The sequence below is a fragment of the Planktosalinus lacus genome (assembly GCF_014640155.1).
In the GTDB taxonomy this organism is placed as follows: Bacteria; Bacteroidota; Bacteroidia; order Flavobacteriales; family Flavobacteriaceae; genus Planktosalinus; species Planktosalinus lacus.
The window spans coordinates 43,845-65,581 of sequence record NZ_BMGK01000013.1; the positions used below are offsets into that span (position 1 = coordinate 43,845).

Here is a 21,737-nt window from a genome sequence, read left to right on the forward strand (position 1 = left end):
GAGATAAAATCCTAAAAACAGCTCGAAAGGATAAAAAATTATTAATTTTGCACACGCATAAACCAATGTACTTTCTTTAAAAATTATGGCAAAATTCGAATTAAAATTACCCAAAATGGGTGAGAGTGTAGCTGAGGCAACTATTACAAACTGGCTTAAGAATGTTGGAGATACCGTAGAACTTGATGAAGCAGTACTAGAAATAGCCACAGACAAAGTTGACTCTGAAGTGCCCAGTGAAGTTGAAGGTGTCTTGTCTGAAATTTTATTTCAGGTAGATGATGTAGTGCAGGTGGGACAAACCATAGCAATCATTGAAACTGCCGCTGAAAGTAAAGATGCTGTTCAAAAAGTAGAAGCCAATGAAGCAGAACCTTCTAAAGAATTAGTTTCTGAAGTTGAAAAAACTGTTGTTGCTGCCCAAGAATCTGTTCAAACACCCGTGCAAAGCACTACTGAAAGATTTTATTCACCATTGGTAAAAAGCATTGCAAAAAAAGAAAATATATCACAAGAACAACTCGATGCAATTGCCGGCTCCGGAAAAGATGGTCGAGTGACCAAAAATGACATACTTATTTATTTAGAAAACAGAACAGATCAACCGGCAGCTCAGCCTGTTGTTGCATCACAGCCAAAAGCTGTAAGCACACAACCTGCTCCAAAAGCAACACCCGTTTCTGTCAATGGTCAGGATGAAATAATCGAAATGACTAGGATGGGCAAGCTTATAGCTCACCATATGGTCGAAAGTGTTCAAACTTCAGCACACGTTCAGTCATTTATTGAAGTAGACGTTACTAATATTTGGAACTGGAGAAATAAAGTAAAAGCAACATTTGCAAAAAGAGAAGGTGAAAACCTCACGTTTACTCCAATTTTTATGGAAGCTGTTGCCAAAGCAATCAAAGATTACCCAATGATTAATATTTCTGTTGATGGTGATAAAATCATCAAACGAAAAAATATCAATCTGGGAATGGCTGCAGCATTGGCTGATGGAAACTTAATAGTGCCTGTAATTAAAAATGCAGATCAACTCAATCTTCTTGGAATGGCGAAGGCTGTTAATGATTTGGCTGACAGAGCAAGAACAGGGAAGTTGAAACCTGATGATACCCAAGGAGGAACTTATACCGTAACCAATGTAGGAACCTTTGGAAGTGTGATGGGTACACCCATTATTAATCAACCCCAAGTTGGGATTCTGGCTTTGGGAGCTATCAGAAAAGTGCCTGCTGTAATTGAAACTCCCGAAGGTGATTTTATTGGTATTCGACATAAAATGTTCCTTTCACACTCATATGACCACAGAGTAGTTAATGGAGCCTTAGGCGGTCAATTTGTAAAACGAGTGGCAGAATATCTGGAAGCGTTTGATGTGAACAGAGAAATTTAAATATGTAAATTATTTACAAACGACTTTATCAAAACAAGACCCGGATGTTCACTATTCGGGTCTTTTCCTTTAAATAAATCCTCTTTTTTAAAGTCTTTTTGACCCACAATTCTCGTGGTGTCCTCAGTAGTTAATTTTTTAAAAGCCATCGACCAGTCACCAAATTCCCGTTGAGTTGCAATGCCTTCAACCAGAAGAATCATTTCCTGATGCCGTTTGTCATTTTTTATTTTATCAAATAGTAAATTGATAGTGTTTTCAGGCCCTTCCAGGAATTGTACAAAAGTGCCATCAAAATAAATTAACATCCCGGTTATTTCATTTCGGGTATTGTTTGTTCTACATGTAACTAACAAGTTTGAAATATCTTCGTTAGTTAAAATGTAAGATTGACGGCTTACGTATGCAAGGTATTTTAGCAAAATGGTTAGGTTTTGATTTTAAAAATATAAAATATTTCGCAGAAATAAATGAAAATGAATTAAAACCCATCCAATTTGTAATCTTTTCAAAAATAGGGACAGCCATATCAATGATTAATAGTAATTTTGTTTCTTAAAAAATAATTATAGAATGAAATTAAATCTCGACAAACCCATATGTTTTTTTGACCTTGAAACCACCGGTACCAATATAGCCACAGATAGGATTGTTGAAATTTCAATTTTAAAAGTTTTTCCAAACGGAAATAAAGAAAGTCACACCTGGAAAGTAAACCCTGAAATGCCCATACCTCCTGTAGTTTCAGCAATTCACGGAATTACAGACGAAATGGTTGCAAATGAACCTACTTTTAAAGAGCTGGCACCAAAAGTATACAGCCTGATAAAAGATTCAGACCTGGGAGGGTTCAATTCAAACCGATTTGATATTCCGCTTTTAGCAGAAGAGTTATTGAGAGCAGGGGTAGATTTTGAAATGAAAAACACACTTTCTATTGATGTTCAAACCATTTTTCATAAAATGGAAAAACGCACTCTAGAAGCTGCCTATAAGTTTTACTGTAACAAAGACTTGACCAATGCACACAGTGCTGAAGCTGATACAATGGCTACATTTGAAGTGCTGGAAGCTCAAATTGAAAGATATGATGCACTTGAAAACAATACAAAGTATTTAGCACAATTCAGCTCTCATAAAAAGTTTGCTGATTTTGCGGGTTTCATAGGCTTTGATAAACAAGGCAATGAAGTGTTTGCTTTTGGAAAACACCGTGGAAGTAAAGTAGAAGATATCTTAGAAAATGAACCTGGTTATTTTGGATGGTTGCTGAATGCTGATTTTCCATTGTATACCAAAAAAATACTCACAGCTATCAAGTTAAGAAAACTGAATAATAAGTTAGATTAACATTTTGAACTTAGACAATGAAATTAATTTGTATTGGAAGAAACTATGTCGCTCATATAGATGAGTTAAAGAATGAAAGACCCGCAGATCCGGTTATTTTTATGAAACCCGACACGTCTGTCTTATTGAAGAAACAACCATTCTTTATCCCTGAATTTTCAGAAGATGTGCACCATGAAGTTGAGATTTTAGTTAAAATCAAAAAAGTGGGCAAACACATTGAAGAGAAATTTGCAAATACATATTACGATGAAATTGGACTTGGAATCGATTTTACCGCAAGAGATTTACAGTCAAAGCTCAAAGAGAAAGGACTTCCCTGGGAGAAAGCGAAAGCCTTTGATGGAGCAGCAGTTGTAGGTAATTTTATTTCCAAGGCAAAGTTTAAAGATGTCAATAACATTAATTTTAGTTTAGACAAAAACGGACAAATAGTTCAAGCAGGAAACACCTCTTTAATGTTATGGAAAATTGATGCTTTAATCGAATATATTTCAAAATACTTTACTTTAAAGATAGGAGATATTATCTTTACAGGCACTCCTGCAGGCGTAGCTAAGGTCAATCCTGAAGATCAACTCACAGGATATATTGAAGATCAGCAAGTTTTTTCAATCAAAGTAAAATAAAATCACAATGAGTAAAACATATTCTTTTGACAGTTTACAAGAAATTGCCGGTGGCGATAAAGAATTTATGGCAATAATTGCTAAAACATTTTTGGATGAAATCCCACCTGATTTAAATGCAATGATACAAGCGGTCAATGATAACAATAAAGCGCTCGCTTATCAATTTGCACATAAAATGAAACCCAACCTTGAGATGTTAGGGTTAAATTTAACAAAGGACGTAACTTCAATAGAATCGTGGACCAATACTTCCAAAAGTAAAGCTGCTGTAGAACCGCAGGTAGAAAAGATTGAAACTATTTTAAGACAAGTATTTAAAGAGCTTAAAGAAGATTTTAATTTATAATGCACGCAGAAATAATCACCATAGGAGATGAAATTCTCATTGGTCAAATTGTCGATACAAATTCAGCTTATATTGCTACTGAGCTAAGTAAAATTGGTGTTCAGGTTGTCCAAATTACTTCAGTTCAAGACGATAAAAAGCACATACTCGAAAGTTTGTCAAATGCCGAAAAAAGAGCAGAAATTGTACTTTTGACAGGCGGACTGGGTCCAACAAAAGATGACATTACAAAGAACACACTTTGTGAATATTTTGAAGATCAACTGGTCTTAAATGAAAAAGCTCTTAAAAATGTAAAATATCTTTTTGAAAAGCATCTGAACCGGACTCCCAATAAACAAAACTTGTTGCAAGCACAACTTCCTTCAAAAGCAATTGCACTAGAAAATAAATTTGGAACCGCCCCAGGAATGTGGCTTGAAAAAAACAATACAGTATTTGTTTCAATGCCTGGTGTGCCTTATGAAATGAAAAGTTTGATGCAAAATGAAGTACTGCCCAGACTTCAGAAAAAGTTTAAAAGACCTGTAATTGTCCATAAAACTTTGCTAACTACAGGGATGGGTGAAAGCGCTATTGCTGAAATAATCGAAGAATTTGAAAATAATTTACCCCAAGAAATCAAGCTCGCTTATTTACCCTCATTAGGAAGAGTTAGGTTGCGATTATCAACAAAAGGACTGAATGAGGCTGCATTACATGCTGCAATCGATAATCACGTCAAGCAATTGCAGGGTTTGATTGGTGATATTATTATTGGTTTTGATGAAGAGACTTCAATAGAAGAAGTAATAGCAAATTTATTAGTTAAAAACCATCAAACCTTAAGTCTGGCAGAAAGCTGTACCGGAGGTCAAATGGCTCGCAAACTAACCAAGATGAGTGGATCTTCGCAATATTTTACAGGAGGGTTTGTAACGTATGCAACCGCCAGCAAAACTAAAATTTTAGGCGTTCCTAAAGAGTTGATAAAAAAACATACCGTTGTTAGTTCAGAAGTAGCAGAAGCCATGGCCAAAAGTGCTAAACAACTCTATGAAACAGATTTTGCAATTTCAACCACCGGAATAGCAGGACCAACTAAAGGAGATGCTAATGAAGACGTTGGTACAGTTTTTATTGGTATAGCAACACCTCAGGGAGTTTTTTCAGAAAAATTCAACTTTGGAAAAGAACGTCAACGCGTTATAACAAGTGCAACAAACAAAGGCTTTGAACTGCTTAGAAAAGAAATTTTAAAAAACTAATCTTTAATTGTTGTGCAACATATAAAAATGTATTAAATTTGCAGCCTGTTTTAAAATAACGAAATAAAGTTTATAGAAATGTCTAGAGTTTGTGAGCTTACAGGAAAAAGAGCAATGGTTGGAAACAATGTTTCTCACGCAATGAACAAAACGAAACGTAAGTTTCAAGTAAATTTGCTAAAGAAAAGGTTTTACATACCAGAAGAAGACAAGTGGGTTACCCTACGTATATCTGCAGCTGCTTTAAAAACAATCAACAAAAACGGAATCTCTGCAACTATCAAGAAAGCAAGAGAAAAAGGTTATTTAACCAAGTAATCTTATAAAATAGTTCAAAGTAATGGCAAAGAAAAGTAAAGGAAATAGAATCCAAGTAATTTTAGAGTGTACTGAACATAAAGAGTCAGGTATGAACGGGACTTCTCGTTACATCACTACTAAAAACAAAAAGAACACTCCTGATAGAATGGAATTGAAAAAATTCAACCCTATCTTAAAAAGAATGACCGTTCACAAAGAAATTAAGTAATAAGGCATTTTACTAACGTAAAACTGTCAATAAATTCCCAAAGTCATGGCAAAGAAATCAGTAGCATCATTACAAACCGGATCAAAACGTTTAACTAAAGCAATAAAAATGGTAAAGTCTCCAAAAACTGGAGCCTATACATTTGTTGAGACCATTACTGCTCCTGAACTGGTAAATGACTGGTTAAGCAAGCAAAAATAAACTCTTACAATTTATATAAAAGCCGTCCACCTTTTGGTGAGACGGCTTTTCCTTTTTATGTATCTTTGTTCACTAAATTTATAAGTTTTTTAGTTAAGACACTATATACCGTTTCTATTTCTTGATCAGTTGTATAATAATCAAAAATAAACCATGAGTTTTTTTAAAAAAATATTTTCTTCAGAAAAAAAGGAAACTTTAGACAAGGGCCTTGAAAAATCAAAAACTAGTTTTTTTGGTAAATTAAGTAAAGCTGTAGCCGGAAAATCTAAAGTAGATGATGAGGTTTTAGATAATTTGGAAGAAATTCTAGTTGCATCAGATGTGGGGGTAAACACTACATTAAAAATTATTGAACGCATCGAAGCGAGAGTAGCAAAAGATAAATATCTGGGGACAGATGAACTCAATCTGATCCTTCGTGAAGAAATAGCAGGTTTATTATCTGAAATTGAAACCGGTGAAGAAACTGAATTTGTAACTCCATCAGATAAGAAACCATATGTCATAATGGTCGTGGGAGTGAATGGAGTGGGAAAAACGACAACTATAGGTAAATTGGCCTACCAATTTAAGAAAGCCGGAAAAAGTGTGGTGCTGGGAGCAGCAGATACCTTTCGTGCTGCAGCCATCGATCAATTACAAATATGGGCAGATCGGGCTCAGGTTCCAATCGTAAAACAAAGCATGGGCAGCGATCCTGCTTCAGTTGCTTTTGACACGCTACAGAGTGCAGTAAAGCAAAATGCCGATGTAGTGATTATAGATACCGCTGGACGACTACACAATAAAGTCAACTTGATGAATGAGCTCACAAAAGTAAAACGTGTGATGCAAAAAGTTGTGCCTGATGCACCTCACGAAGTCCTTTTGATACTCGATGGCTCAACGGGACAAAATGCATTTGAACAAGCCAAACAATTCACTGCAGCTACTGAAGTTACTGCACTTGCAGTTACCAAACTCGACGGTACAGCAAAGGGAGGTGTTGTCATCGGTATTAGCGATCAGTTTCAAATTCCTGTAAAATATATTGGGGTTGGTGAAGGCATGGAACACCTTCAGGTGTTTAATAAATTTGAATTTATTGACTCTTTCTTCAAATAGCTTTTTGTCAGGAGAACCAAAATATTCATTATTTTTGATAAAATCAGAAATCAAATTAATGAAAGTAGTTGGCCTTATAATTGTTTCTTTTATTCTTTTTTCCTGTGCTTCTTCTGAAAAGCAAAAAGATCAAATAAACACTCAAGATGAATTATCATTTAAGGTTATAGACTCGAAATATCTCAATAGCGAAGCTATGTGGAAACCCTTTGAGAAGGAACTTCAAAGTTTTTCAGACGAACGATACCATACTTTGCGATCATACATTTTAGAAAAAGATATTCCTACTATTCAAAAGTATATTGCGAATGGAGTCTTTTCCTATGAGGAACTCACACTATTTTTCCTTAAACGCATCCAACTTTACGATAGAAATAATGACAAATCACTTAACAGTATAATTTCATTTAATCCTAACGTTATAGATGAAGCACGCTCTTTAGATACTTCACTTAAAGATGGTTCAGAGATGCATCCCATTTTTGGAATGCCTGTTCTGCTTAAAGACAACATCAACACTCTAGAGATGCCCACAACTGCCGGAGCGGTAGCTTTAGCCGAAAACTTTTCTGAAGATGCTCATATTGTAAAGCAACTTAAAGCCCACGGAGCTCTTATTCTGGGAAAAACAAATCTTAGTGAATGGGCCTACTTTTTCTGTGGCGATTGCCCTAGCGGATATTCGGCAATTGGAGGGCAGACACTCAATCCATACGGAAGAAAAAACATTGACACTGGAGGGTCCAGCTCAGGAAGTGGTGTTGCTACCGCAGTGAATTTTGCTGTTGCGTCGGTGGGTACAGAAACTTCAGGTTCTATACTTTCACCTTCTTCACAAAACTCTGTAGTGGGAATGAAACCAACCGTCGGACTCCTAAGCAGGAGTGGCATTATACCCATTTCTTCAACGCTCGATACACCCGGGCCAATCACAAAGTTTGTAGTTGACAATGCAATTTTACTTTCTGCAATGGCAGGGTATGATGTTCAGGACGAGGCCTCATATACCGTTGAAAACACTTCAAATTATTATTTAAATCTAAATAAGGCATCTATAAGCGGAAAGCGTTTGGGGGTGTTTAACCACTTGCTCGGTGATTCACTATATGCCAATGCTGTAAAACATATAGAAGGTCTGGGTGGAGTAATCATAAAAATTGAGCAAGAAAATAGCTCTTTGCCAAATTTTTTACGTCTGCTAAATCTGGATATGCAAAAGGACCTTCCATTGTATTTTTCATATTATGGCAATCAAAATCTTGGGTATAAAACTGTGAATGATATTATAAATTTCAACCAGAAAGACTCGTTGAACAGAGCTCCCTACGGACAAAAGTTATTTCTAGGGGTCGTTTCTGATACAGCTAGCGAAAAAGAGTTTATAGCTATTAAGGATACATTATTCAGAAATGGAAGGAAGTTTTTTGACATACCTATGAAAAAATACCGCCTTGATGGAATCCTTTCTATAAATAACTATCACGCGGGTTATGCAGCAGTTGCTAAATATCCTGCACTCACTGTTCCGATGGGTTATGACAATTCCAATACACCAAAAGGATTGACCTTTATTACAAAGACCGGTGGCGAAATGGAATTGCTCCAGTGGGGCTATGCCTTCGAGAAAGCAACTTCTTTGAGAAAAATTCCCCAAGAATACAAAAATTAAGGTATCAATTATGGCTATTGTAGAATAAGTTGCCAAAAAGTGCTTTATTAATGACTGTATCTGTTTAAGATTGTATCTTTGCAATCCTTTAAAATAAAATATGCGCACAAAAACCTTAAAGAAAAATAAGATAAATGTAGTCACATTGGGCTGCTCAAAAAATGTGTATGACTCAGAAGTCTTGATGGGTCAACTCAAAGCCAACAATAAAGAAGTGGTTCATGAAGAAGAAGGTAACATTGTTGTCATCAACACTTGTGGGTTTATCGCCAATGCAAAAGAAGAAAGCGTAAACACTATTCTGGAATATGTGCAAAAAAAGGAAGCCGGTATTGTTGACAAAGTATTTGTTACCGGATGTCTTTCAGAGCGATATAAACCCGATTTACAAAAGGAAATCCCATCTGTAGACCAATATTTTGGCACGACTGAACTTCCCGGCTTGTTAAAGGCTTTAGGAGCCGATTACAAGCATGAACTCATTGGCGAGCGTTTGACCACCACACCAAAAAACTATGCATATCTAAAAATTGCCGAAGGATGTGATCGTCCTTGTTCTTTTTGTGCCATTCCCATTATGCGCGGTAAACACCGCAGCACACCCATTGAAGATTTAGTAAAAGAAGCTGAAAACCTTGCGGCTAATGGTGTAAAAGAACTTATTCTTATTGCACAGGACTTAACCTATTATGGTTTGGACCTTTACAAAAAAAGAAACCTGGCCGAGTTACTCCAAAGCTTAGTTAAAGTTGAAGGTATTGAATGGATACGTTTACACTATGCATTCCCCACTGGTTTTCCTATGGATGTTTTAGATGTGATGAGAAATGAACCTAAAATATGTAATTATATCGATATTCCGTTACAGCATATTGCAGACCCTATTCTAAAATCTATGAGACGCGGGACAACACAAGCCAAAACCACAAAATTATTACAGGATTTTAGAGAGGCCGTTCCCGAAATGGCCATTAGAACAACTTTAATTGTTGGTTATCCGGGTGAGACAGAAGAAGATTTCCAAACACTTAAGAAGTGGGTCAAAGAAACGCGTTTTGAACGCTTGGGCTGTTTTACCTATTCTCATGAAGAAAACACCCATGCTTACAATCTCGAAGATGATGTACCGGAAGACGTAAAGCAAGAACGTGCCAACGAAATTATGGAAATTCAGTCCCAAATTTCTTGGGAACTCAATCAGGAGAAAATCGGCAATGAATTCAAAGTGGTCATCGACCGCAAAGAAGGCAATTACTTTGTGGGTCGCACCGAGTTTGATTCACCTGATGTAGATAATGAAGTGCTGATTGACGCTTCAAAACACTATTTAAAAACAGGTGATTTTACTCAAATAAAAATTACTGATGCTGCCGATTTTGATTTATATGGAGAGCCGGTTTAAAAATTAACTATTATGTATAGAATTCTCTTTCTAGGTTTTGTTTGTTTATTTTTTTCTTGTAAAAAAACTCAAGAAAAACCACAGGAAAAAACACGATCTCCTTTTACCAATATTCATCTCCCTGAAATGGAAAACAGCTCATTGCCTTATCTTTTTTCAGATGGAAACGATTTGTTGCTATCTTTTGTTTCAAGAAAGGATAGTTTGGTAACACTTTATTATTCAAAGTTAACTAACAACTACTGGTCAAATCCCGAAGCAATAACCTCAGGCAGTGATTGGTTTATCAACTGGGCTGACTATCCACAAATTGGTAAAAATGGAAAAAGTTATATAGCTCATATTCTTCAAAAATCAGATGAGGCCACCTATGCTTATGATGTTATGATCACGCAAAAGCAGGAGGGAGGTGCGTGGTCAATTCCTTTTAAAATTCATAGTGATACTACGAAGACCGAACATGGTTTTGTTTCTTATTCTCCTTTCGGCGAAAGTCAATTTCTGGTTAGCTGGCTCGATGGCAGAAACACTTCAGGCAATGGTCACGACCACAATGGGGGAGCAATGACAATAAGAGCAGCACTTGTGAATTCTGATGGAACTCTTGAAAATGAATATTTATTAGATAATCGTGTATGTGATTGTTGCCAGACTTCAACTGCAATGACCTCAAAGGGCCCGGTTGTTGTTTACAGAGACCGCTCAGAAAAGGAAGTAAGGGACATCTCTTTTGTTAGAATGGAAGGTGATAAATGGACGAAGCCTGTTGTGGTTTATGAAGATAACTGGGAAATTGCAGGCTGTCCGGTAAACGGACCAAGAATTGCAGCAAAAGATAATAATGTTGCTGTAGCCTGGTTTACGGCAGCCAATGGAGAAAGTGCTGTAAAGTTGGCATTTTCCAAAAACTATGGTGAACGCTTTGAAAAACCTTTAAAAATTAATTCTGGTGTACCTTTGGGTCGGGTGGATGTAGCATTTATTGATTCAGAAAATGCAGTTATTAGCTGGATGGAAGATGATGGACAGAATACATTTGTGAAATTCCGAAAAGTCACTGTTGATGGTAAACTGGGAAATGTGATGACACTTACTTCTGCAGATGCGTCCAGAACTTCTGGATTTCCTCAAATGGCGGTCTTAAATGAAAAGGTTTATTTTGCGTGGACTTCGATTAAAGATGAAAATCTATCAGTGAAAACGAAATATTTAGCATCAGAAAACTTTTAAAATAAGCTAATATTCTTGTAAGTCTTATTAGCAGAAAAAGAAAAAGGTAAATGCAATCACTTCTCATAATTGGTTATACTTGGCCGGAACCAAAAACTACCGGTGCCGGTGTAAGGATGATGCAGTTAATCCACTCTTTTTTAAATCACGATTTCAAAATAACATTTGCTTCAGCAGCTGATAAAACAAAATATTCAGAGGACTTAAATGCGTTTGGAGTTCGTGAACAATTAATCAAACTCAATGATTCTACTTTTGATAGTTTTGTAAAAAAACTTAATCCCGATGTGGTTGTCTTTGATCGGTTTTATACGGAGGAGCAATATGGCTGGCGTGTAGCAGAATCCTGTCCCCTTGCCATCCGGATTTTAGATACTGAAGATCTTCACTTTATCAGATTTGCAAGGGAAGAAGCTGTAAAAAAGAAGAAAGCGGTAAATTTTAAAAATTCAAAGATCGCACTTCGTGAACTAGCAAGTATTTACCGCTGTGATCTGTCTCTTATTATTTCTACTAAAGAAGTTGAAGTTTTAATAAAAGAATTTAAGATTGATAACGAACTTTTACAATATGTTCCTTTTATTCCAAACAAAATCAAAATAGATGTTTTGCCGGGTTTTAATCAACGACAACATTTTGTATTTATAGGAAATTATAGGCATCAGCCCAACGTGGACGCAATACTGGAGCTAAAAAAATCAATTTGGCCTCTTATCTCAAAAGAACTGCCTCAAGCAGCTTTGTATTGTTATGGTGCATATGCAGGAGAGCAAATCAAACAACTTCACAATGCTGGTGAGCGCTTTTTTATAAATGGATGGACTGAAAATGCACATCAGCAAATTCAAAATGCACGGGTGATGCTTGCTCCACTTCTTTTTGGAGCAGGTTTAAAAGGAAAGCTCGTGGACGCTATGCAATGCGGAACTCCATTTGTTACAACTTCGGTTGGATTTGAAGGTTTTGGAAACTATTCTAACCTTTCTTTCTCAGTTACAGATGAAATAAGAACCTTTTCAGAAAATGCCATCAAACTTTATAGTGACGAATTTCTTTGGGCTAATTATCAAAAAGAAGGTTTTCAAATCCTCATAGAACAATTTTTAAATCAAGATTTTGAAAGCTTATTTTTCCAGAAACTTAAAAAGTTAAGCTCAGGTTTAAATTCTCATCGCGAGGATAACTTTATTGGTGCCATGCTCCGATACCATAACTTGCAGAGCACAAAATACTTAAGTAAGTGGATAGAAGCAAAAAGTAAAAGTTGATTCTCCCTTTTGAATTTTCATTTAAATTCTAATATTTTTCTTAAAGAATGATTAATTAAAACTATTTTTAAGTTAAACATTACTTAAATAATATTTTGTTTATTGCAATATTGTTTAATTAATATGATATTTGTTTAAACAAAAAATTAAGAGCTATGAAAAAACTAATCCACCTTTTTGCAATTTTAATTGCAACTTTTACATTCATTGGGTGTTCTAATGATGATGACAATGGTACACCAATGCCTGAAGGAAACACAATTGTTGATATTGTGGCGTCCAATTCTGAATATTCATCCCTTGCAGCTGCTTTAGATGCAGCCGGTTTAACCGCAGTTTTGGCGAGCGAAGGCAATTTTACTGTTTTTGCACCAAACAATACTGCTTTTTCCACCTTTTTAAGTGCTAATGGATTTGCAAGTCTTGATGAGGTGCCTGTTGAAGTTTTACGAGAAATTTTATTAAATCATGTAGTAGAAGGAGTAAATACCTCCGGGGATTTAACAACCGGTTATATTACTTCTTTAGCAACCGGAAGTAGCTCTACAGAAAACCTGAGTTTATTTATTAATACAACTTCAGGAGTAGAAATCAATGGTGTTTCTGAAGTTACTCAAGCGGATATCAATGCTGATAATGGAGTGGTTCACCAGGTCGATGCTGTGATAGGGATTCCTAATATAACAACACAAGCTTTAGCTAATCCAGAATTTTCGATTTTGGTCGAAGCTCTAGTAGCGGCAAGTGATTCTAATATTAACTATGTAGATTTACTATCAGGTACTTCAGCTGCACCATTTACTGTTTTTGCACCTACTAATGACTCTTTTGTAGCACTATTGAATGCCTTAGGACTCACTTCTCTTGAAGACATTCCTCAGGATTTATTACAAACAATATTGAATTATCACGTCATTGCTGGAGCCAACGTAAGGGTAGAAGACTTGGTAAATGGTCAGTCTGTAACCACTTTTCAAGGTGAAAGTTTCACTATTGATTTAGATGGGGGTGCTAAAATTATTGATGCTACAGGAAATCCATCTAACATAGTAGTTACAAATGTTCAAACTGATAATGGAGTAGTACATGCCATCGATAAGGTCTTATTGCCTCAAGCAGCAATTGATATTGTTGACCCCACCATAGCCGGTTTAGCCATGATGACACCAGATCTATCCACTTTAGCAGAAGCTCTCCAAATTACAGGCTTAGATGATGTCTTAGACGATAGAAATTCAGAATACACTGTATTTGCTCCCACAAACGCTTCTTTCGATGCATTTTTGACAGCCAATGGATTGAGTTCGTTGAATGACATCCCTGTTGAAGCTTTGACACAAGTTCTGTTAAATCACGTATTAAGTGGTTCTATACTTTCTGTTGAATTGACAAATTCTTACACCAACTCACTTGCAACCTATGCAAATACAGACAATAATTTAAGTATGTATATTAACATTGACAACGGAGTTACAATCAACGGAGTTTCAGATGTAGCCCTTGCAGATGTGCAAGCTGCAAATGGAATTGTTCATGTTGTGGATGCTGTAATTGATTTACCTACAGTTGTAACCTTTGCAGTAGCTGATCCAAATTTTAGTTCACTTGTTGCAGCGTTAACCAGACCGGATCAACCAGATTTTGCCACAATACTTTCAACTGAAAATGGAACAAGCCCTGCACCATTTACTGTTTTTGCACCTGATAATGTTGCCTTTAATGATTTATTTGTAGAACTAGGAGTTAATTCACTAGATGATATTGATGGAGCTACATTAACAGCTGTATTAAATATGCACGTCATCGCCGAAGCTAATGTTAGAGCTGAGGATCTTGAAAGTGGTCCTGTCACGACACTGGGAGGTGATATAATAATTGATGCTCCAAACACAACCATTACAGATCCTAATGGCAGAGTAAGCAATATTGTTTTAGTTAATATACAGGCAACAAATGGTGTCGTTCATGCTATCGACAAAGTGATTTTACCATAATTATAAAAATTTTATTCAAGTATAATAAACTAAAAAAGGCTGTTATTTTTAACAGCCTTTTATTTTTTTAATGAATACTGAGAAGCATCTTTGAAACTCAACATCATATGCTTATCTTTGCGTTCCTTAAAATGAAGTTTATAATATGTTTGATAATTTAAGTGAAAAGTTAGATAAAGCACTTCATGTGCTAAAAGGCCACGGCAGTATTACAGAAGTTAATGTTGCTGAAACGCTTAAGGAAGTTAGACGTGCCTTACTCGATGCCGATGTCAACTTTAAAATTGCAAAAGAATTTACCAATACCGTTAAAGAAAAGGCATTAGGTCAGAATGTATTGACAACTTTACAGCCTGGCCAATTAATGGTCAAACTTGTAAAAGATGAACTTACCGAGCTAATGGGTGGTGATGCAGAAGGCATCAACTTAAGCGGTAATCCTTCAATCATTTTAATGTCCGGTTTACAAGGTAGTGGTAAAACTACCTTTTCAGGAAAATTAGCAAACTTCCTTAAAACTAAAAAAGCAAAGAAGCCATTATTGGTTGCCTGTGATGTTTATCGACCCGCAGCGATCAATCAGTTGCATGTAGTTGGTGATCAAATTGGTGTAGAGGTATTCAGCGATGAAGGAAATAAAAACCCTGTACAAATAGCTCAAAATGCCATTGCACATGCTAAGCAAAATGGACACAATGTTGTAATTATAGATACCGCAGGTCGTCTAGCAGTTGATGAGGAGATGATGAATGAAATCTCCAACGTATACAAAGCTGTGGATCCTCAGGAAACCTTGTTTGTTGTAGATGCAATGACCGGTCAGGATGCTGTTAATACTGCAAAAGCCTTTAACGACCGATTGAATTTTGATGGAGTTGTTTTAACCAAGTTAGATGGTGATACCCGAGGAGGTGCAGCAATCTCTATCAAAAGTGTTGTCAATAAACCCATCAAATTTATTGGTACCGGTGAAAAAATGGATGCCATCGATGTATTTTATCCAAACCGTATGGCTGATAGAATACTCGGAATGGGTGATGTGGTTTCCCTGGTGGAGAGAGCACAGGAACAATATGATGAAGAGGAAGCTAGAAAAATTCAAAAGAAGATTGCCAAAAACCAATTTGGTTTTGATGACTTTTTAAGTCAAATACAACAGATTAAAAAAATGGGTAGTATGAAAGACCTGGTCGGGATGATTCCCGGAGCCGGAAAAGCCCTGAAAGATGTAGATATTGACGATGATTCATTCAAGCATATAGAAGCAATGATTCATTCAATGACTATTGAAGAAAGAACAAACCCTTCGGTTATTAATGCCAGCCGAAAAAAGCGAATAGGAAAAGGAAGCGGAACTTCTGTTCAGGAAGTAAATCAGTTACTCAAACAGTTTAATCAAATGAGTAAAATGATGAAAATGATGCAGGGTGGCGGTGGAAAAAAAATGATGCAAATGATGGGGAAAATGCGATAAGACTAATCAAAACACGTTAGAAACAATCAAAGACAACTATTAAATTTTTAAACTATGACAATACTTGACGGTAAAAAAGTTTCTAACGATATAAAAAATGAAATTACTCAAGAGGTCGATAAAATAAGATCAAAAGGAGAAAAAGTTCCACATCTTGCGGCCATAATAGTTGGTAATGATGGTGCAAGTTTAACCTATGTTGCCAGTAAAGTTAAAGCTTGTGAACGCGTTGGTTTTGAATCTACAATGGTGCGTTTACCACATACTACCAGCGAATTGGAATTGCTTCAAAAAATCAAAGAACTTAATAACAATGATGAAATTGATGGCTTCATTATTCAATTACCACTCCCACCTCAAATAAATACACAACGTGTTTTAATGGCTGTTGATCCGTCAAAAGACGTGGATGGTTTTCATCCTGAAAACTTTGGAAAAATGGCACTCGATATGAGTACTTTTATACCTGCAACTCCTTTTGGAATCCTTGAATTACTTGAACGATATAAAGTTGAAACCAGCGGAAAACATACAGTTGTGATTGGACGAAGTCACATCGTGGGAAGGCCAATGAGTATTTTAATGGGACGAAAAGGATGGCCGGGGAACTCAACAGTAACACTTACTCACAGTCACACAAAAGATATTACTCAAATTACTTTACAAGCAGATATCATTATCTCTGCATTGGGAGTTCCTAAGTTTCTAAAAGCTGAAATGGTAAAGGATGGCGTAGTTATTATTGATGTTGGAATAACAAGGGTTCCAGATGAAAGCAAATCTAAAGGGTATGTGATTACCGGCGATGTCGATTATGAAAATGTGAGTAAAAAAGCCTCTTATATCACACCTGTACCCGGTGGTGTAGGACCTATGACAATTGCGATGTTGCTGAAAAACACCCTATTAGCGAGAGAACAAAGAAGACATAAAGAATAGTTATTTTTTATAATCTTTAGTGATAACATATTCGTCTTTATATATCTTTAAAACAACTAAAAATAAGCTTATCAAAAGGGGGCCAAAAATCAATCCAATAAAACCAAAGAGCGGTACACCAATAATCACCCCAATCAAAGTAATCAAGGGGTGAATGTCTGCCAGTTTTTTCTGAACAATCATTCTGAATAAATTATCAGTTGTTCCCACAACGATCAAGCCATACAAAAGAATTCCTATAGCTTGAGCATATTGTCCTGTAGAAAAAAGTAAAATAACCACCGGAACAATACCAATGGCTGTTCCCACAAACGGAATCATGGATCCTATAGCAGTTATCACAAACCAAAACCAAGGGTTTGGAACACCAAAAATAAAAAAACCCAGCAAAGCGACCAGTCCTTGGATAATTGCGATCAATGGAATTCCAATAGCATTTGATTTAACAACACTATCAACTTCTTTACCTATTGTACTGATATTCTCTGGGCGCATTGGAAAATAAGTATAAATAGATTCAATAAACTGCTTCCTGTTCACCAGCATATAGTAAAGTAAAAAATATAATATACTTAAGGCTATAAAGAGATTGAATGTGTTACCTAAAACACTTTGAAAATTATTTGAAACCCAGTTGGCAACCTCTTGTGAGTCAAAAGAAGAAAATAATTGAATATTTAATTGATCTTCAACAATCGATAAGTTGTCTTTTATAATTGATATAAAAGTCTCTAATTTATTTAACGCATTTTTTACTTTGGTTGAAAGCATAATAACAACCAAACCAATTGGTACTAAAATACCCACAAAAGATATAATCATAATAAATGCAGCTGCAACAGAAGGATACCATCCCCTCAAAACCAATTTTCGCATTGGTTTTTTAGATATTATATAAATGGTTATTGCCCCCAACAGCCCGCTCATAAAGGGTGCTAATTCTAGAAAAATGATAGCGCCTAAGGCGATAATTAAAAACAGGGTAAAAATCTGTCTGATAATATCTTGATGAATGCGTTGCATAATTATTATTCTTTTATATAATGAATGCTAACAGTTGCCAATTCAGAATTTGGATATTTTGAAAAAAACTTATTTTTACTTTTTAATCCAATATCACTTAAAACGTTTAAAAATACACTTAGTTCAACAATGTATTGATCTGAAAAACCATGGGTAGCATCATATGCTGTGACAGCTGTTTTTCCAATATTTTTTGCTGCCAAACCGGGTGGAAGTGTATGAAGTTCAATAATTAATAACCCATGCTTCTTTATATAAGGCTCCCATTTATTAAAGTGTTCTTTTAAATTGAGTTCTACATCATTGTTATTTAATTTTTTTCCCCGAAAAGCAAAAGCCCCGGAAGATTTACTGGATTTTTTTGTCGTAGATATTTTGGGATATGACCAAATTCTGTTGTGATCTAAAAAAGTCCTGACATTCAATAATTCGCCCAGAGGAATGGAGTAGTCTTCAAAAATAGTATTCTCCAGTTGCTCAGGGTTGCCGATATCTCCCCAAATCACTTTGGCCCAAATATCTGCATTTACAAGATTCGCTCTCGTTACCTTTAACGCTTCTTTATTAAAATCTACACCCACCAAAAACAACGGGTGATTTTCAAGCATGGTTCCTCTCAGGGTGCGTTGTTCAATAACATCAAATAAGTGAATTAAAAATGCCCCGTTTCCACAGCCCATATCAAGAATCCCTTTGGGTTGTTCTTCTATGGGTTTATTGAAGAGTTTAATTATTATATCATCAATTTGCCTGAAATAAGCTGTGTGTGCGCCGCCGCTTCCCCATACATTCATCACTCTGTCTACGTGAATTTCGGTTTTATTTTTTGAGTTTTCTCTCATAGAAGCATAATCACCAAACAATACATCTTCAATATTATTGAAAGTGGGAATATAAGAAACAGTAACTCCATAAGCAGTTGCTCTTTTCGCAAAAAACAATCCTTTATCAGTAAAAGTATAGGTGTTTTCCTTTTTTTCAAACCATTTTAAAAAAGTAAAAAAATCAAGAATTTTGCGAAAACTTTCTGGGTCTTCATGATACTCTTCAGCTCTAAAGGATGCCTCCATAAAATATTTATGAAAAAAACCATTCATTCCCAATGCTACTGTAAGTGGTCCAACTAGGGCTCCTTCAAGGTGTTTGTATATTTGTTCTTGAATTTCGTTGTGAAGCTTAGAATCAGATGAGTTAAATTTTATGGACTGAAATTCTTCAAGTATTTTTTGAATCTTGTAAAAATCTGCTGGATTGGATTCTTTAGGATGGAAATTTCTGGATAATTCTAAAAATTCAACGGCAAACCCATAGTAGTTAAAAAATGAAAATGCGGTTTTAGTTTTTTCATTTAAAGAAATAGTAATTTCATTCGATGTATTATTCACTTCATATTCAAGCCAGCCTTGAGAAGCTAAGACTCTTAAAGCCACATTCAAATACCCTTCATTTGCATTAAATAACTTTGATATTTCTGAAAGTTTATGCTCCTTTTTTGAAAGTATGTGCTTATGGATGCCTGTTATGAGAACTTGATGTGCAACCGGAGCAACAGCAATGCCGTCCAGGTGTCTGAAAAGTTCTTCTCTTAATTTTGTTTTGGCTTGTTGTGTTAACATAATGAATGTACATTGTACTGTAAATATACAATTTAGTAGGTTTGAAATTTGATATTTTATGAATTCAGTTACAAAAAAAGCCCTGATTTTAATTGTCAGGGCTTTTTAAAATATTTAAATTAATCTTATTCGTTACTTTCCCAGCCAATCATAAAAAACTTAATTTTTGCATCATCAGGGATGTCTGTTGCTTTAACTTCAGAGCCAAATTGATATTTGATGGCATCAGGCAATACTTCCTTGTCAATTGTAATGTATACATCAGTTCCTTCCAATGAAATTACAATCGATCTCATGGTATTTACAATTGATGAAATAGTGTACTTTTCTTTTACTTCCTTAAAAGTGCTGTTAATAGTCAGGCCATTTTCAGTTTTATACCGTTCATCAAAAACCTGAACGTTATTTATTCTTGCTTCCGGATCTTTACTTTTTTGAGGCGTGATAAGCAGTAGTTTTTGACCTCCTTTTTCATAAATTTCAAATTGTTCCATATTGGACATTCTATTGGCTTCTTCCGGTATTTTCACTAACGAATCGTTTTCAAAAATAGAATCCAATTGTCTGATCTTTGTTTCTTTGGTTATCGAGCCAATACCATTAGTGTTAATTAGAAAAGGGTCTTTATCTTCTTCACAGGCTGAAAAAAGTAAACTAATGATGCTTAAGGTTAAAAATGTTTTTTTCATTTGTTTGTTTTAGTTGTTGTTATTTGATCATTTTACCCAAAATACCCAAGATGCTTCTTATCACTGTGGGACTTGAAAGTACTTTTGTGATTGGGTTTTGTGTCCTTCTTCTACTGGTTGTTCTTCCTTTTGAAGTTCTAGAAGATGCCTTTTCAGCTGCTTCACGTTCTTGTTTGGCTTTTTCAATCGCTTCTTGTTTTTCGGCGTAAGCTATTTTTTCGTTAAGCAATTCATACGCACTTTCTCTGTCAATAGTTTCGTTGTATTTTTTTACCAACTTTGATTGCTCAACCAAAGAGTTAATTTCGTGCAGTTCCAAAATATCCATTCTGCTCATAGGCGCTCTTAACATTGTTGCAGCCAAAGGCGTTGGAATGCCCTTTTCATTTAAAGCTGAAATCAGCGCTTCACCAATTCCAAGCGATGTTAAAATCTCATCGGTTTTATAATATTCAGAAATTGGGTAGTTCTCAGCTGAAAGTTTGATGGCTTTTCTGTCTTTGGCAGTAAAAGCCCTCAAAGCATGCTGCACTTTGAGCCCCAGCTGGCTTAAAACAGCTTGCGGAACATCAGTTGGATTTTGAGTGACAAAAAAGATGCCCACGCCTTTGGAGCGAATGAGCTTGACAATGGCTTCAATTTGGTCAAGTAAGGCTTTAGAGGCATTACTGAAAATTAAATGCGCTTCTTCAATAAATATTACAAGTTTTGGTTTATCACTATCTCCCTGTTCAGGGAAAGTCGCATAAATTTCTGCCAGTAAACAGAGCATAAAAGTTGAAAAAAGTTTTGGACGGTCCTGAATGTCTGTGAGTCTTAAAACATTAATGAACCCCATGCCTCTCTCATCAATTCTTAAAAAGTCTTGTGGGTCAAAGGATCGTTCACCAAAAAATAAATCGCCACCCTGGTGTTCTAATTCCACAATTTTACGGAGAATCGCTCCGGTAGAAGCACTTGAAATGCGTCCGTATTCTTTTTCGATTTCTTCCTTACCTTCATTGGTACTGTATTGCAGTATTTTTTTTAAATCGTTTAGATCTAAAAGCGGCAAGTGATGATCGTCACAGTATTTAAAGAGTACTGATAGAATGCCCGATTGAACATCTGATAACTCAAGAATTCGTGAAAGTAAAACCGGTCCAAATTCTGATACTGTTGCTCTTAGTCTTGCCCCCTTTTCTTCTGAAAGTGAAAGCAATTCAACCGGAAAAGTTTTAGTTTGATAAGGAAGTCCAATTTTTTGATGTCTTTCAGTTATAAAGGGTTTTTTCTCTCCGGGTTGTGCAACACCACTCAAATCTCCTTTAATGTCCATTAAAAGCACCGGAACCCCTTTTTCAGAGAGATTTTCTGACAATATCTGAAGTGTTTTTGATTTTCCCGTTCCGGTAGCACCGGCTATTAAACCATGTCGGTTTAAAGTTTTTAAAGGTATTTTTACAAAAGCATCGGTCATTGTTTCACCATTCAACATTGCAGAGCCCATTGTAATAAAATCACCTTTGGTAGCATAACCTGATGTGATGTGGTTGAAAAATTCTTCCTTTGTTGGCATCCTTGAAATTTTGTATAAAAATAGCAATACTATTTTATGTGCAATAATCTTTTGATAATAAAAA

At 35.7% G+C, this 21,737-nt stretch carries 21 protein-coding genes; 16 read left to right on the plus strand and 5 right to left on the minus strand.

Going from position 1 to position 21,737, the window contains the following annotated elements; all coding sequences use genetic code 11:
* The first annotated feature begins 85 nt into the window (after positions 1 to 85).
* Positions 86 to 1,399, plus strand: coding sequence for a dihydrolipoamide acetyltransferase family protein (locus tag IEV69_RS13020; protein ID WP_188443164.1), 1,314 nt, complete (start codon positions 86 to 88; stop codon positions 1,397 to 1,399).
* On the opposite strand, the gene IEV69_RS13025 is transcribed toward IEV69_RS13020, so the two are convergent.
* A complete protein-coding gene (locus IEV69_RS13025) occupies positions 1,396 to 1,821 on the minus strand; it encodes a BLUF domain-containing protein (protein ID WP_188443165.1) in 426 nt (141 codons plus the stop codon). The genes IEV69_RS13020 and IEV69_RS13025 overlap by 4 nt on opposite strands.
* A 151-nt stretch (positions 1,822 to 1,972) precedes the next feature.
* Here IEV69_RS13025 and IEV69_RS13030 point away from each other — a divergent pair, with 151 nt between their 5' ends.
* The 15 genes from IEV69_RS13030 (at position 1,973) to IEV69_RS13100 (ending at position 16,787) form a co-directional block, all read left to right on the plus strand.
* Positions 1,973 to 2,749 carry a 3'-5' exonuclease gene (locus tag IEV69_RS13030; protein WP_188443166.1) on the plus strand — a complete coding sequence of 259 codons (777 nt, stop codon included), beginning with the start codon at positions 1,973 to 1,975 and terminating at the stop codon, positions 2,747 to 2,749.
* 17 nt (positions 2,750 to 2,766) lie between these two features.
* Positions 2,767 to 3,378: a fumarylacetoacetate hydrolase family protein gene (locus IEV69_RS13035; RefSeq protein WP_188443167.1), complete on the plus strand. Its 612-nt coding sequence runs from the start codon at positions 2,767 to 2,769 to the stop codon at positions 3,376 to 3,378.
* 7 nt (positions 3,379 to 3,385) lie between these two features.
* Positions 3,386 to 3,727, plus strand: a complete 342-nt coding sequence (locus IEV69_RS13040) for an Hpt domain-containing protein (protein ID WP_188443168.1) — start codon at positions 3,386 to 3,388, stop codon at positions 3,725 to 3,727.
* Entirely contained in the window at positions 3,727 to 4,974 is a 1,248-nt protein-coding gene (locus tag IEV69_RS13045) for a competence/damage-inducible protein A (protein ID WP_188443169.1), read from the plus strand. The genes IEV69_RS13040 and IEV69_RS13045 overlap by 1 nt, the downstream gene beginning before the upstream one ends.
* Positions 4,975 to 5,052: 78 nt before the next feature.
* Positions 5,053 to 5,292 carry a 50S ribosomal protein L28 gene (gene rpmB / locus IEV69_RS13050; protein WP_188443170.1) on the plus strand — a complete coding sequence of 80 codons (240 nt, stop codon included), beginning with the start codon at positions 5,053 to 5,055 and terminating at the stop codon, positions 5,290 to 5,292.
* A 22-nt stretch (positions 5,293 to 5,314) separates the two neighbouring features.
* The gene (gene rpmG, locus IEV69_RS13055; protein WP_188443171.1) at positions 5,315 to 5,503 is read left to right on the plus strand and encodes a 50S ribosomal protein L33; all 189 of its coding nucleotides are present in this window, start codon (positions 5,315 to 5,317) and stop codon (positions 5,501 to 5,503) included.
* 45 nt (positions 5,504 to 5,548) lie between these two features.
* Positions 5,549 to 5,704 carry a DUF4295 domain-containing protein gene (locus IEV69_RS13060; protein ID WP_188443172.1) on the plus strand — a complete coding sequence of 52 codons (156 nt, stop codon included), beginning with the start codon at positions 5,549 to 5,551 and terminating at the stop codon, positions 5,702 to 5,704.
* Positions 5,705 to 5,857: 153 nt separating this feature from the next.
* A complete protein-coding gene (gene ftsY / locus IEV69_RS13065; RefSeq protein ID WP_188443173.1) occupies positions 5,858 to 6,811 on the plus strand; it encodes a signal recognition particle-docking protein FtsY in 954 nt (317 codons plus the stop codon).
* A 58-nt stretch (positions 6,812 to 6,869) separates the two neighbouring features.
* Entirely contained in the window at positions 6,870 to 8,480 is a 1,611-nt protein-coding gene (locus IEV69_RS13070) for an amidase family protein (protein WP_188443174.1), read from the plus strand.
* Positions 8,481 to 8,580: 100 nt separating this feature from the next.
* Complete coding sequence (rimO, locus tag IEV69_RS13075) at positions 8,581 to 9,882, plus strand: 30S ribosomal protein S12 methylthiotransferase RimO (protein WP_188443175.1); 1,302 nt, start codon at positions 8,581 to 8,583, stop codon at positions 9,880 to 9,882.
* Between the two features lie 12 nt (positions 9,883 to 9,894).
* Positions 9,895 to 11,112 (plus strand): hypothetical protein, encoded by a 1,218-nt coding sequence (locus IEV69_RS13080; RefSeq protein ID WP_188443176.1) that lies wholly within the window; start codon positions 9,895 to 9,897, stop codon positions 11,110 to 11,112.
* Positions 11,113 to 11,162: 50 nt separating this feature from the next.
* Positions 11,163 to 12,380, plus strand: a complete 1,218-nt coding sequence (locus IEV69_RS13085) for a glycosyltransferase family 4 protein (protein WP_188443177.1) — start codon at positions 11,163 to 11,165, stop codon at positions 12,378 to 12,380.
* 155 nt (positions 12,381 to 12,535) lie between these two features.
* Entirely contained in the window at positions 12,536 to 14,374 is a 1,839-nt protein-coding gene (locus IEV69_RS13090; RefSeq protein ID WP_188443178.1) for a fasciclin domain-containing protein, read from the plus strand.
* Between the two features lie 145 nt (positions 14,375 to 14,519).
* Positions 14,520 to 15,848 (plus strand): signal recognition particle protein, encoded by a 1,329-nt coding sequence (ffh, locus tag IEV69_RS13095; protein WP_188443180.1) that lies wholly within the window; start codon positions 14,520 to 14,522, stop codon positions 15,846 to 15,848.
* A gap of 54 nt (positions 15,849 to 15,902) precedes the next feature.
* Positions 15,903 to 16,787 (plus strand): bifunctional 5,10-methylenetetrahydrofolate dehydrogenase/5,10-methenyltetrahydrofolate cyclohydrolase, encoded by an 885-nt coding sequence (locus IEV69_RS13100; RefSeq protein ID WP_188443182.1) that lies wholly within the window; start codon positions 15,903 to 15,905, stop codon positions 16,785 to 16,787.
* Here the strand turns inward: IEV69_RS13100 and IEV69_RS13105 are convergent, their stop codons facing one another.
* From IEV69_RS13105 to IEV69_RS13120, 4 genes are all read right to left on the minus strand, one after another.
* Positions 16,788 to 17,810 (minus strand): AI-2E family transporter, encoded by a 1,023-nt coding sequence (locus tag IEV69_RS13105; protein WP_188443184.1) that lies wholly within the window; start codon positions 17,808 to 17,810, stop codon positions 16,788 to 16,790.
* Positions 17,811 to 17,815: 5 nt separating this feature from the next.
* Positions 17,816 to 19,426, minus strand: a complete 1,611-nt coding sequence (locus IEV69_RS13110) for a class I SAM-dependent methyltransferase (RefSeq protein WP_188443186.1) — start codon at positions 19,424 to 19,426, stop codon at positions 17,816 to 17,818.
* 125 nt (positions 19,427 to 19,551) lie between these two features.
* The gene (locus IEV69_RS13115) at positions 19,552 to 20,115 is read right to left on the minus strand and encodes a hypothetical protein (RefSeq protein WP_188443188.1); all 564 of its coding nucleotides are present in this window, start codon (positions 20,113 to 20,115) and stop codon (positions 19,552 to 19,554) included.
* A 19-nt stretch (positions 20,116 to 20,134) separates the two neighbouring features.
* Positions 20,135 to 21,673, minus strand: coding sequence for a helicase HerA-like domain-containing protein (locus tag IEV69_RS13120; protein WP_188443190.1), 1,539 nt, complete (start codon positions 21,671 to 21,673; stop codon positions 20,135 to 20,137).
* Positions 21,674 to 21,737 lie beyond the last annotated feature (64 nt).

What these genes read in the sequence shown, in the direction of transcription:
- IEV69_RS13020 (WP_188443164.1), top strand. Translation starts at nt 86, where the DNA reads ATGGCAAAATTCGAATTAAAATTACCCAAAATGGGTGAGAGTGTAGCT.
- IEV69_RS13030 (WP_188443166.1), top strand. Translation starts at nt 1,973, where the DNA reads ATGAAATTAAATCTCGACAAACCCATATGTTTTTTTGACCTTGAAACC.
- IEV69_RS13035 (WP_188443167.1), top strand. Translation starts at nt 2,767, where the DNA reads ATGAAATTAATTTGTATTGGAAGAAACTATGTCGCTCATATAGATGAG.
- IEV69_RS13040 (WP_188443168.1), top strand. Translation starts at nt 3,386, where the DNA reads ATGAGTAAAACATATTCTTTTGACAGTTTACAAGAAATTGCCGGTGGC.
- IEV69_RS13045 (WP_188443169.1), top strand. Translation starts at nt 3,727, where the DNA reads ATGCACGCAGAAATAATCACCATAGGAGATGAAATTCTCATTGGTCAA.
- rpmB (WP_188443170.1), top strand. Translation starts at nt 5,053, where the DNA reads ATGTCTAGAGTTTGTGAGCTTACAGGAAAAAGAGCAATGGTTGGAAAC.
- rpmG (WP_188443171.1), top strand. Translation starts at nt 5,315, where the DNA reads ATGGCAAAGAAAAGTAAAGGAAATAGAATCCAAGTAATTTTAGAGTGT.
- IEV69_RS13060 (WP_188443172.1), top strand. Translation starts at nt 5,549, where the DNA reads ATGGCAAAGAAATCAGTAGCATCATTACAAACCGGATCAAAACGTTTA.
- ftsY (WP_188443173.1), top strand. Translation starts at nt 5,858, where the DNA reads ATGAGTTTTTTTAAAAAAATATTTTCTTCAGAAAAAAAGGAAACTTTA.
- IEV69_RS13070 (WP_188443174.1), top strand. Translation starts at nt 6,870, where the DNA reads ATGAAAGTAGTTGGCCTTATAATTGTTTCTTTTATTCTTTTTTCCTGT.
- rimO (WP_188443175.1), top strand. Translation starts at nt 8,581, where the DNA reads ATGCGCACAAAAACCTTAAAGAAAAATAAGATAAATGTAGTCACATTG.
- IEV69_RS13080 (WP_188443176.1), top strand. Translation starts at nt 9,895, where the DNA reads ATGTATAGAATTCTCTTTCTAGGTTTTGTTTGTTTATTTTTTTCTTGT.
- IEV69_RS13085 (WP_188443177.1), top strand. Translation starts at nt 11,163, where the DNA reads ATGCAATCACTTCTCATAATTGGTTATACTTGGCCGGAACCAAAAACT.
- IEV69_RS13090 (WP_188443178.1), top strand. Translation starts at nt 12,536, where the DNA reads ATGAAAAAACTAATCCACCTTTTTGCAATTTTAATTGCAACTTTTACA.
- ffh (WP_188443180.1), top strand. Translation starts at nt 14,520, where the DNA reads ATGTTTGATAATTTAAGTGAAAAGTTAGATAAAGCACTTCATGTGCTA.
- IEV69_RS13100 (WP_188443182.1), top strand. Translation starts at nt 15,903, where the DNA reads ATGACAATACTTGACGGTAAAAAAGTTTCTAACGATATAAAAAATGAA.
- IEV69_RS13105 (WP_188443184.1), bottom strand. Translation starts at nt 17,810, where the DNA reads ATGCAACGCATTCATCAAGATATTATCAGACAGATTTTTACCCTGTTT.
- IEV69_RS13110 (WP_188443186.1), bottom strand. Translation starts at nt 19,426, where the DNA reads ATGTTAACACAACAAGCCAAAACAAAATTAAGAGAAGAACTTTTCAGA.
- IEV69_RS13115 (WP_188443188.1), bottom strand. Translation starts at nt 20,115, where the DNA reads ATGAAAAAAACATTTTTAACCTTAAGCATCATTAGTTTACTTTTTTCA.
- IEV69_RS13120 (WP_188443190.1), bottom strand. Translation starts at nt 21,673, where the DNA reads ATGCCAACAAAGGAAGAATTTTTCAACCACATCACATCAGGTTATGCT.